Source organism: Candidatus Saccharimonadales bacterium (assembly GCA_035945435.1).
In the GTDB taxonomy this organism is placed as follows: Bacteria; Patescibacteriota; Saccharimonadia; order Saccharimonadales; family DASZAF01; genus DASZAF01.
In genome coordinates, this window is record DASZAF010000032.1 from 19,583 (window position 1) to 30,712 (window position 11,130).

Sequence of the window (11,130 nt, forward strand, 5' to 3'; positions counted from 1 at the left end):
TATTTACAGATATGCGCAAGTCTTGGATGGCTCCTTTCTGATACAATAAGCGCAAGTTCTTTGTAACGAAACCAAAAGGCATGGAAAGAATCAGACGAATCAGTCGGAGGCTCGATCACTACCAGCAGCGACATCCGTTCCTCGCCTTTCCGTTAGCCGTTGTTAAACGTTATAGCGAAGATTCGGCAAGTAACCAGGTCGCTTTGATCACCTACTACGGACTGCTCTCCCTCTTCCCCCTGATGCTGGCAACCCTGACTATTATTCAGAGGGTCTTTCATGCTAACAGCTCGATCAAGGCGCATATTACGGCTCTCGCCTTTCGGTACGTACCGATTATCGGTAACGAGTTGCAGCACAACCTTCATACGCTCCGCGGGCACAGGCTTGGGGTGACGATCGCCCTGTTGGTTGCCCTCTATGGTTCGCTCGGGGTTGCCAACGCCATTCAGAATGCGCTGAACCATCTCTGGTCGGTCGAACGAGTCGATCGCTCCAGTTTTCCGCATAATCTCTACCGCAACTTCGCCATTGTCTTTGCCGGCGGCGGCCTGATGCTGGGCATCAGCGCTATGAGCAACTACCTTGGCCATCTCGATGATCTTGGTCTAATCGCCCATGGTCTGGTCGTTCTGGTTACCTTCGCCGCCTATTTCCTGGTCTTTTTGATGGTCTTTCGCCTGGCTACTTCGCACGTGGTGGCTACCAAGAACTTTATACTAAGCGCAGCCTTCGCCGCCCTCGGCTGGCAGGTCTTGCAGGTCGTCGGCGGCTACTTGATCGTTCACGAACTCCACAAACTGAGCAGCTTCTACGGCACCTTCGCTATCTTTATCGGCCTACTCTTCTGGATCGCCATACAGGCGCAGGTTACCCTGCTGGCTGTCGAGATTGATGTCGTCAGAACGAGGCAACTCTGGCCGCGAACATTCCTGACTGCAAAGTTAACCGAGAAAGACGAGGATGTCTACCGGAGCTATGTCAAACGTGAACGCCGCCAACATTATGAGAATATCAGCGTCTCATATCCTGATAAGGATTAGGTTGCGTAAGAGAGCTTTCAGCTTGATTTTGCTATAATAACTAGCGATCTATGGCTAGGGTTGAAAAACAGTCAAATCTTGTCAAGGCGCTGCCTTGGATCTTTATCGTCGGTGGCATTATTGGTATTATCTCATCGTTCGTTATCACCCTCGATAAGTTCAAACTGGCCGAAAACCCCAACTATATTCCTTCTTGCAACCTCAACCCGATCGTATCCTGTGGCAGTGTCATGGCCTCACATCAAGGTTCAGCTTTCGGCTTCCCGAACCCCTTCATTGGCCTGGCTGCTTTTGCCGTTCTGATCACCATCGGCATGGCGATGCTGGCAGGTGCCACCTTTAAAAAGTGGTTTTGGATCGGGCTGGAACTTGGCTCTATCTTCGGCCTGCTCTTCGTTCACTGGCTATTTTATGAGAGCGTCTATCGTATTCACGCCCTGTGCCCGTACTGTATGGCCGTCTGGGTGGTTGTTATCGTCACCTTCTGGTATGTGAGTCTCTACGTCATCGAAGCGGGCTTCATAAATCTAAAGGGCAGCGCCAAGAAAGTTGCCGATCTTGCTCGCTCGCATCATATCGACATTGTTATTCTCTGGCTGCTAATCATTGCCGCCCTGATTCTCAAGCACTTCTGGTACTACTATCACAACCACCTGTTTTAGGCTGTACTACTGCTAAGGAGGCGATAGACGAGTTTAAGGGCAGGCCGGGGCGCTCCATCCTCGGTGTTGTATTGGCAGTGGACCGTACCGTTTGGCCGATCATAGACACCGGTATGTTTATACTGCGTACCATACCCCGCGAGGCGTGCACGGATGAGATCGTAGGCCGCATCGTAGTAGTCACCAAAGTCAATCGTGGGCGGGATTATCATCACCCCCTCAGGGTGGAGATGGTGATAGAAAAGGTCTCGCACAACTTTTACTCGGTCGGCTGGAAACGGGAAAGGTGAACCTTCAAAGTAGATCAGGTCATATCTCCTGCCGCCTGCCTCTCCGACGCCGAGTGTCTGATTGGCGTCTTGAAAAACCTCTTCGTCCTGGTTACCCCTATCTCCCCTATCCCTACGCAGGACGTTCACGACATCACTATAAAGACGCATAGTCTCCGGGCTATATATTTGATTGCCATAAAAATCTACACGCCCGGCGCGGTAACCAATAGCCATAATGAGTGGGAGTCTGCCAAGCGGGATCTTCCAAAGTTCGGCATTATCTGGTCGTGTGTCTTTGTAGCTGACGACAAGCATTGAGGGCGAACGATAACCGGCTGTGCGAATGGCGGCTTGACCTAGGCAGTCGGCCAACGCAAACGGTGTCGCGATCTCTACGAACTGAGAACTATCTTGTCCACTGTAGATTATCTGTTGGGCCGTTGCTAAGTCGACAGGTCCGGGTTGCTGTGAGCGTATGGCAAGATACCGTCTCAGGTCGCTATCGAGGCGGTCATGGGCACGATCAGTCAAAACGGCCGCCCTCCTAATACCCGCTATGTACAGCTCAAGCGCCTCCTCTTTGCCGGCGGCCATCGCTTCGTGTGCGCCGAGTCGGCGGTCATAACGTCGCCTCAAAGTCCCACTATGCCGTGCTAGGCGGCCGAGTTCTCTTGGCTCGCTTACACCAACCCTAAGAAGTGACGGAGGAATGTCTACTACTTGAATATGGCCACCCAATTGTTCGGCATCTTGACCTGCTTCCGGACCGGCTCCGCTCAAATAGTTACCTCCACGGAATATCTACATAAACTGTAGACCGTAGTGGAGAGTTGGTCAATTATGTGTCGGAAGTGAGCTTTACGAAGAGATCAACTAGCGATGGGTTACCAATAACAATCTCGTCGGTCAACCAGGTAACCGGCTGACCTTTCAGGCCGACGATCTTGGCACCAGCTTCAGTGGCGATTAAGAAGGCGGCCGCATTGTCCCAGGGCTTAAGGCCGTTATGGTGGTAGAGATCTAGTCTCCCTGAGGCAACGTCAATCATGATCAGAACAGCGCTACCGAGAACATCAACCCAGACATGACCAAGTTTTCGGTATCGTTCAAGATTAGCCTGCGTCCCGCCCTCATACGAGTTCGAAGTGCAGACCCTGGTGTTTGAGTCGAACTTACTGACGTCTGAGACGTGGATAGGCGCGCCGTTACAGGTGGCTCCCTGGCCTTTCTTAGCAAGATAGAGTCCATCCCGATACGGATCAAGAATACCGGCCAGCACGATCTCGCCCTGCTCGATGTAGCCTATTGAGATACCCGAGTAGGCCATACCTCGTTTGAAGTTGTTTGAGCCGTCTATCGGGTCGATCACCCAACCCGTTAGTTGATTTAGGTTGGCCTTATCCAGGGCTGCGTGATTTTCGGTCGTCTCTTCTGATATGACAAGGTCGTCTGGGAAGTCGGCCTTGATCGTCTCTATAATGACCCGCTCGCTGGCTAGATCGGCAGCCGTTACCAGGTCACCTGCCGTTGATTTGCTATGAACGGCTTCTTTGGCAGGGTCATGCTTAAGAATCTCCTGGCCGGCCGCTTTTAAGGCTTTGATGAGTACTTCTCGTCTATCCATACTTAAGTAATCTCGCAGATCTTGATCGTTCCGTCAACGATGATCGAATCCCCAAGAGTTCGATGCCGCAGATTTACAGGCTTGTGGGCGTGAGCTATCGTCACTTTTTTAATAGAACCGCTCTTCTTGAAAGTCTCTATGATGAAGTCGCGTTCAACGTTGACGTCGCGGTGGACGGTGTGATCGATGCGACCGTTATATTTGATAATCCCGAGGCCCTTGTCGTAGATGGCCGCACCCACCCATAACTTCGGTTTGCTAGAGGCTTTCTTGCGCCCTTTGGCGATACGATGTCTGGCCTGCCAGAAGGCGACATGGTCTCTAAAGACCGGCTGAGAAGTTGGCACACAGGCCCAGATTCGAACATGATGGCGCTTAAACGGACTTGTCGTAACGGGGATCTGGAAGCCATAATCCTGCCGTCTGCCAAAGAGGTACAGATTGTTGAAAGGAGCAGTCGGGTAGGGCTGGTTGAGAGCAATACTGATAGCGGCTTGGATGAAAGTTCTGAGTGAGGCCCTCTCTGCTTCGTGCCAGCCAGATTTCTCAAAGGCTTTGATGAGCTGAGACTCAGTCGCTACGAAACCAATATTGATCGGATCGACTTTATAGCCGTCAAGTGAGTAGGCAAAGGTTGGAATATGTTCTGGTCGCCAGACAATTCTATAAAGCCGGGTGACCAGCGGTATGAGAAAGTAGGCTGAGAGGATATAAACAACTAAGACTGCCAGTGCGTCAGGCAGGCGGTGGTCAAAGTAAGGCAAGAGTCCTTTGATGATGACGTATGCGACCCCGACTCCGATGAGCAGAATGACCAGACGGTTAAAAAGCCGTGCCACGAATGTAAAGAATAACATCTTGATCGTTTAGTTTTTACGTATTTAGTCGTCAAAATCCATAACCTCACTATACCCTACTCCCAAGCGGTTATATAGGGGTCTCTACGGGGAGCCGAATGTGCTACTATATAACCAATATGAAGGAGCTCAAGCTAGAAGTTGAGTCACGTACCGTCGTCAGGGTACTGTTGATCGTAACCGGCTTCGTCATCGGGCTGCTCATTCTCCGAAAGATCGCTGTTGGTCTTGAGCTTGTCGGTATCGCCTTCTTTCTGGCCATGGCTCTTAACCCGACTGTCAGTGCAATGGCCAGGCATTTTCCGATCAATCCTCAGCGTGGCCGCATTCTAGCCACGGGTGTTTCTTATCTTGTCGTAGTGATTATCCTCGGAGGTCTTTTATTCAGCATAGTGCCGACTATCTTCAGGCAGACGACCGCCTTTATTGAGACTGTCCCCGTCTTTATCCAGGACGTCCAGGACAGTAACGGTACTATCGGCCATCTCATTTCTAAGTATCATCTTGAGCAAGAGATCAATCGCAATATTGGCCAACTTCAAAACAACACCGCTTCCATCGCCAGTGATCTAGTCGGCGGAGTTAGCAAGATCACCGATAGTATCGTCAAGATCGCCACCGTGCTGGTCATGACCTTCTTGATGCTTGTCGAGGGTCCTCGCTGGCAGAAGTACTACTGGCGCTTCTATAAGGACGATAAACTACGAGCCCGACATCGGGAACTTGGGCACAGGATGTACAAGGTTATTACTGGCTACGTCAACGGTCAGGTTATTATTGCTGCCATCGCTGGAGCAATGACCCTGATTGTAATCCTGGTGCTCTCGCTCTTCTTTACGAACCTGTCATCAAGTATTGCTCTGCCACTAGCGGGCATCATCTTTGTAACGGCCCTTATCCCGATGGTTGGTTCACTAATCGGTGCCACCTTGGTCACTCTGCTACTGCTGCTCTACTCTATTCCTGCGGCACTAATCTTTCTCGCCTACTTCATCATTCACCAACAGTTTGAAAACTATGTCATCCATCCGATGATCCAGTCCCATACCATCAACCTCTCACCGCTTGGGGTTTTTGTGGCGGCTATTCTCGGCTTCTACTTACTCGGGCCAATCGGAGGTTTCGTAGCTATTCCGATAGCCGGCTGTCTCCATGTACTGGTTGTTGACTATGTTGGTCGGCATAACGTCCTAAGAAGCGCGAAAGACGTTGAGGAAGCTACCGTCGAGTAGCCTAAGTAGCGCATGCCATTTTTATACGGATTTCTCAGCTTCATCTCGCTGGTATTCGCTATTCTGGCATTCTCACGAGATAAGTTTATTCTCGGTTGGATAGGTGCCGCAGGTTTCGGCATCTTTATGGCACTCACCTATCTTACGCTTTAGAGAACGACGACATCTGGAGGATCCGCGCAGTAGAACAGGGCTTCGGCTTCTCGTGGCGGTACGCCCATACCGAGACCTTCAACCTGTTGCATAGCGGTTGGAGGATTGACGCATACCTCGTCAGGGGGTATCAGGTTTCGGTGCTCTACGTCGTAGCGATAGGCACCGACAATCAGAGTCTGCACGGGGTTGTCAGTCGCCGTGATAACAGCAGTACTAGTAGCGGCTATGGTTGCGACTATTCCAAGACGTACAACAGTCCAGAGCAGACGCTCCGGAATACGTCGTGGGGCCTCATGTCGACCCCGTCTCTCATGGCGAGGACGTTCAGCAGTTAACATAAGAATATTATATAATATACATAAGTATTATGCAAGTCTTGTACGATTGAGTCACATGTTATACTGAAGATATAACACGGAGGTGCGAGTTATGGTTATGTATGGTGTGAGTTCCACAGTACGTAATATAAAAAGCAAGACCCGTTTAGCTCTTCTTGGAGCAGTCCTAGGGGTGATAGGATTGGTCTCAGCAGTCATTCTGCCAATGGCAGCAAATGCAGCTGTCTCGTTTAACTACACCCTCTTTGGAGACGCCTCTATCGTTCAGCCAGGTAATGGCTCTGCAAATGCGGCTCAGATTGTTTCGGATAGTTCAGTGGCGCCATACTATGGTGGTGTTGATTTCGGTGTGCCTTCGGGTGTCACCACTCTCTCTACGCTTAATAATCTGAGTACTGACTACATGTTCACGAGTGGTAACTGTGGTCTTGGTGCACCAAGATTCGTGGCGACGGTTACCACCCCGAGCAACATGTCTGAAAACGTCAACTTCTACCTCGGGCCGTACCCAGATTACAACAACTGCCCGCAAAACGTCTGGTCTAATACCGGCAATTTGGCTTCGCCGACCAACATAGTTGACGCTTCTCAGCTCGGCGGCGGTTTCTATGAGCCATACGCGAGCGTCCAGTCGTCGTATGGAAGCTACCCGGTAACGGATGTCTTTCTGGTGACTGACGCCGGGGGAACCGGTGCGAATGCCCAGGTTGTCAAAATCGATAACTCTCAGGTGGATACAAACACCTACACCTATGAACCAGCTCCTACCAAGGATTCTTGCAAGAAGGGTGGTTGGATGAACCTAACCGACGCTCAAGGCCACTCGTTCAAGAATCAGGGTGACTGTGTCAGCTACTTCGCCAACGGCGGTGTGAACTAACCTCCGTCTGTTCATTTAGAACACTATTGTTGTGGATTTGTCATAGGGGTTATAAAATATCCCTATGGCTATGCCCGCTGAAGAGTTTGATGAACACGGTTTCGCGCAAATGCGAAACCAGCTCTCTTTAGAGTCACGAATGATTGACGTCTATGCGGCGAGTGTTTCAGCTCTTAGGGCGGACCTCACAGCTCGTGGTGTCGATGCCCGGGAGCCATCTGACGAGCTGCAGTGGTATGAACAGTCGACGCTCATAGACGATCGAGTTTTAGTAACCACTGCCCTCTTGGATGCTGTCGAGATGCGCCATACAGTGACAGGAGCTATCGTATCTGAGGAAGAAGTTAACCAGATCGCCGATGAGCTTGAGGTGCAGATCAACGGGGAGGTTAGCCGGCGTGATCAACAGTCTGTGGTGGAACAGATGCTTGGTCGCATCGCTGAGAAGATGACGTTCTTCACTGTCCTCAGAGAACTGGGAGGCGAAGATCTTATTACCGATGAAGAGTCAACTGCTGTAAAGAGAAGGCTTCAGGCGCAATGTCTGGCGCTTAATTTCGAGCCAGCGTGGCTTGAAGTCATCGATGATGCATTGCCCGGTGAACCCTTCGGGCCTGACGATGAAGCTATCCAAACGGCCATGGTGGCCGAGGTAACCGAAAGAGAGACGTCTGACGATGGTGAGTTGGAACGACGCTCAACTGCTATGAGAGACGTCCTGGAAAGAAGTGGTCTTGTAGTTGACTCAATCGGAGGGCTGCTAGCACTATCTCATCTGGCTACCCGCCATATCTGTCTAACGGAGAGATCTCAACCCGGCCAGCTTGACGGTAACTGGCCCGATGAGGTTGGCGCTGTTCTCAACCAATTTCAAATACCTCGAACAGATCACTGGCTGGCTATCGTGAATGGTAACTTTTTACAGCCCTGATTAGTCTGCGTCATAGGCGTACGGATCCGTGTTGGGTACGGGAGCTGTGATGGTCGAGTGGATAAGCGGCTGGCCCGCTGCTGTTACGACGAGTCCGCTAAAGGTACCCAGCGACTTCGGATCACTCCACTCGTTAGTCCCGTCACTAGCATAGAAAGCGAAACTGTGACTCCCAGCCGGCAGTGTCAGGGCGAGTGAGTATGTCTCACCCTTGGCTGCGGTACCAGATATATAGTTCATCAGGTGACTCTGCTTATCTATAACGACATAGACGTTGGTAGCCGAATTTAAACCGTGATAGATAGTCGAGAATGTAAAGGTTGTTGTCGTCGTGCCTGATGTCGGGCTGACCCCGGCCTTTTGCATAACGATCGGACTTATCGAGAAGCTATACCCTTGGAAGTCTTGCAGACCGCTACCATCATTGAACTCGAGCTGGAAGTAGTGGTCTCCTTGGCTGAATGCTGATGACGTGTACTGATAGAGCACGCCAGTACTCGGCGTCCCGCTAACAGCAGTCATTGGGTAAGCCTTACCATCTACGAGGACATTGGCAACAGTCGGGCTGAGACCCGATGGTGAGAGGTATGTCGTCTGGATAGTAAAAGGCTTACCTACCTGCCCTACCCCGTATGGGTCTCCGGCTGGTGACTTATCGGCGGTGTTGTTGAGATCAAATGGAGCCACGATTGGGCCACTAAAAGGAGTGCTATTGAGGGGTAGCTGGTAGTTGTTAGTCCCGTCACTAAACTGGAACGTGTAATTGTGCGACCCTGGTGCCAGGGTAGTAGTTGCCTCGTACTCTTCGACTCCCGTTCCGAGCGATGTCGTTGCTGTCATGGCGATCGGAGTGCCGTCGACAATGACGTTATGGACTGTCGGGGTGGTCGCGTCATTGTAGATGACAGCATAAGTAAACTTTGTGCCAGGCCCGCCTGCTGCCGGGGTGACGGTTGAGGCCTTGGCTCCCCCGACTGCCGCTGGAGCATCTTTCGGTGCCTGCAAGACACTCGAATAGCTGAGTGTCGGCTCAATGACTGTCGTGTTCGGTGTCTGGTTGAAATCGAAGTAGTCCATCAGGTCAGATGTGCTACTGAGACTGTCTCGTTGCCCGAGGCTTGGCAAATTAAAGTTTTCTTCGATGAACTTATCGAATGAGGCGAACTCACCTTGCTGAGAACTGATATAACCTGGTTTCGCCCACGGCGAAATAACAAGCAGCGGCACGCGCGGCCCGAGGCCTACCCCATCCTGCTGCGGTGGCGCAACGTGGTCGTAGTAGCCACCAAAGTCATCCCAAGTAACAAAGATAGCCGTCGAATTCCAGTCAGGGCTCTGCATAATGCCGTTAACGATTGAGGCTACGAAGTTTTGAGCTGCCTGAGTGGTCTCAGGCATGTGGTCAGAGTAGGTGTCTGAATCAGGCGTAACCCAGCTCACAGCCGGCAGACAGTTCTGGTTATGGCTCGGGCCACACGTATTCGTCTGGGCGTCTGTGATGATCTGCGTGTCGGCCACCTTTGGTGTCTTGGCTGTTGACTGGATAAAGAGGGCTGGATCCCAGATCGATGTCGTTCCGTACATCTTCCAGCTCAGGCCAGCAGTGTTCAACTCCTGTGGTATAGAATTGATGTTGTAGCATGGTTGTCCGTAGAGTTCACTGCCACTGATCGTTCGGTCTAGGACAACATCATTCTGTGGTGAGTTGCAGCCGATAACATGTGTCGTGTCAAAGTCTCCTCCGGTTTGAGCGGCCATCATCGAGATGTGGTTCGGCGTACTACTGGTCTCGGCATCGGTAAAAAAGTTGTCACCGAGCCCGAAGTGTTCAGCATAGTCCCAATAGGTTGGTATGTCACTCTGCTGGAACTGGACCTGGCCGAGTGGATCAAAGTCGTCCATCTGGCCACCGTCAATAGCGGCTATTGCGCGTGGGCCGGAATGAAGAACGTCATGCGGAGCGGGATCCGGCGCCGGCGCGAGGTTACAGAGAAGACTACCTTGAGGACAGTTATTCGTCTGGCAATCGCCGTACTGCGTGCCAATTACGGTTGCGCCGTTTATGGAGTTGGAGAAACAGCCGAAGTAGTTATCGAAGGTGTGGTTCTCCTCCATAATAACGACGACATGCTGAATTGGACTTGTTTGAGCATGTGACGGCTTCGAGGGGAAGGCATTGATGGCAATGATCGCGCCGACACCGATCAGTGTGGCAGCAAAGACTGGAGATTTGCGAAGTTGCCCGAACTTGGCGAAGGTGGACAATACGCTCTGCATATGACATGTTTAACATGGCTCGTACAGCAAGTCAAATCTTGCAGCATATGCGACTAAACTCGCGCCCATATAGGGCCTAGGGGTGTGTCCTTGATTATCAGATGATCATCTTGAAGCTCGTCTCTGATCTCGTCAGCTCTACGGTAGTCGCCGCTTTGGCGTGCTTCCTCTCGCTCATTAATCAGCATCTTCTGCTGGTCAGTAATATCGTGAGTAGCGAGCAGGTTAAGGCCCAGTAGTTCGTCGATCACTCGTAGAAAGTCGAGAAGATTGCTTTTGGACGGATACTGCCCCGCTTCGAGCTGAGATTCGATTTCGCTGAGAGTGGCCAAGGCTTTCGGAGTTCCCAGATCGTCGCTAAGCGCAGCAACGATCTTATCAAGCTGTCCACTTAGACCCAACGGATGGCCCTCGCCGGAGAGCTGGAAACGTAGGTCGGCTACGGCCTGCAGACGGAGCCGGCGCGTCCGAGCGGCCCCCATCCCCTGCCAGGTAAAGTCGGCCTGGCTGCGGTAGTGGGTTTGAAGAACGAACATGCGAAAGTCGAGTGGATCAAAGCCGTGTTCTTTAACATCCTGCAGTGTGTAGCTGTTACCAAGGCTCTTGCTTAGCTTAGTGCCATCGACGGTGATGAAGTTACCGTGAAGCCAGTAGCGGACAAACTGCTTGCCGGTAACTGCTTCACTCTGGGCGATCTCGTTAGGGTGGTGAACCGGTAGATGATCGATCCCCCCGGTGTGGATGTCGATCGTTTCGCCCAAATAGCGCATCGACATGGCTGAACATTCAATATGCCAGCCAGGGAAGCCTCTCCCCCAGGGACTCTCCCACTCCATATCTCTCTTAGTATCCTTAGGT

12 protein-coding genes are annotated in these 11,130 nt (G+C 51.6%); 6 read left to right on the forward strand and 6 right to left on the reverse strand.

Translation table 11 applies throughout. The annotated features are described in order from the left end of the window. Nucleotides 1–80: 80 nt before the first annotated feature. The gene (locus tag VGS28_05105; protein ID HEV2413148.1) at nucleotides 81–1,043 is read left to right on the forward strand and encodes a YihY/virulence factor BrkB family protein; all 963 of its coding nucleotides are present in this window, start codon (nucleotides 81–83) and stop codon (nucleotides 1,041–1,043) included. Nucleotides 1,044–1,093: 50 nt separating this feature from the next. Further along, a complete protein-coding gene (locus tag VGS28_05110; GenBank protein HEV2413149.1) occupies nucleotides 1,094–1,705 on the forward strand; it encodes a vitamin K epoxide reductase family protein in 612 nt (203 codons plus the stop codon). Here VGS28_05110 and VGS28_05115 read toward each other — a convergent pair. From VGS28_05115 to VGS28_05125, 3 genes are read right to left on the reverse strand one after another with little or no spacing between them, the layout of a single operon-like run. Continuing rightward, nucleotides 1,702–2,757: a hypothetical protein gene (locus VGS28_05115; protein ID HEV2413150.1), complete on the reverse strand. Its 1,056-nt coding sequence runs from the start codon at nucleotides 2,755–2,757 to the stop codon at nucleotides 1,702–1,704. The genes VGS28_05110 and VGS28_05115 overlap by 4 nt on opposite strands. 58 nt (nucleotides 2,758–2,815) lie before the next feature. Further along, nucleotides 2,816–3,601, reverse strand: a complete 786-nt coding sequence (locus VGS28_05120) for an inositol monophosphatase family protein (protein ID HEV2413151.1) — start codon at nucleotides 3,599–3,601, stop codon at nucleotides 2,816–2,818. A 2-nt stretch (nucleotides 3,602–3,603) separates the two neighbouring features. Then, nucleotides 3,604–4,458, reverse strand: a complete 855-nt coding sequence (locus VGS28_05125; GenBank protein HEV2413152.1) for an LssY C-terminal domain-containing protein — start codon at nucleotides 4,456–4,458, stop codon at nucleotides 3,604–3,606. Nucleotides 4,459–4,577: 119 nt separating this feature from the next. Here VGS28_05125 and VGS28_05130 point away from each other — a divergent pair, with 119 nt between their 5' ends. After that, nucleotides 4,578–5,690 (forward strand): AI-2E family transporter, encoded by a 1,113-nt coding sequence (locus VGS28_05130; GenBank protein HEV2413153.1) that lies wholly within the window; start codon nucleotides 4,578–4,580, stop codon nucleotides 5,688–5,690. 12 nt (nucleotides 5,691–5,702) lie between these two features. After that, nucleotides 5,703–5,843, forward strand: coding sequence for a hypothetical protein (locus VGS28_05135; GenBank protein ID HEV2413154.1), 141 nt, complete (start codon nucleotides 5,703–5,705; stop codon nucleotides 5,841–5,843). Here the strand turns inward: VGS28_05135 and VGS28_05140 are convergent. Next, nucleotides 5,840–6,184 carry a hypothetical protein gene (locus tag VGS28_05140; GenBank protein HEV2413155.1) on the reverse strand — a complete coding sequence of 115 codons (345 nt, stop codon included), beginning with the start codon at nucleotides 6,182–6,184 and terminating at the stop codon, nucleotides 5,840–5,842. The two genes, VGS28_05135 and VGS28_05140, sit on opposite strands and share 4 nt — an antisense overlap. Before the next feature lie 106 nt (nucleotides 6,185–6,290). Between VGS28_05140 and VGS28_05145 the strand changes: the two genes are divergently transcribed. Together VGS28_05145 and VGS28_05150 are read left to right on the forward strand one after the other, a co-directional pair. Further along, on the forward strand, nucleotides 6,291–7,064 hold the full coding sequence (locus VGS28_05145) for a hypothetical protein (GenBank protein ID HEV2413156.1): 774 nt from the start codon (nucleotides 6,291–6,293) through the stop codon (nucleotides 7,062–7,064). Nucleotides 7,065–7,128: 64 nt separating this feature from the next. Continuing rightward, a complete protein-coding gene (locus tag VGS28_05150; protein ID HEV2413157.1) occupies nucleotides 7,129–7,995 on the forward strand; it encodes a hypothetical protein in 867 nt (288 codons plus the stop codon). Here VGS28_05150 and VGS28_05155 read toward each other — a convergent pair whose 3' ends face one another. Both VGS28_05155 and VGS28_05160 read right to left on the reverse strand, forming a co-directional pair. Next, nucleotides 7,996–10,272 carry an alkaline phosphatase family protein gene (locus VGS28_05155; GenBank protein HEV2413158.1) on the reverse strand — a complete coding sequence of 759 codons (2,277 nt, stop codon included), beginning with the start codon at nucleotides 10,270–10,272 and terminating at the stop codon, nucleotides 7,996–7,998. Nucleotides 10,273–10,325: 53 nt separating this feature from the next. Next, nucleotides 10,326–11,130 (reverse strand): cysteine--tRNA ligase (locus tag VGS28_05160; GenBank protein ID HEV2413159.1); only part of this gene is annotated, 805 nt, incomplete at its 5' end.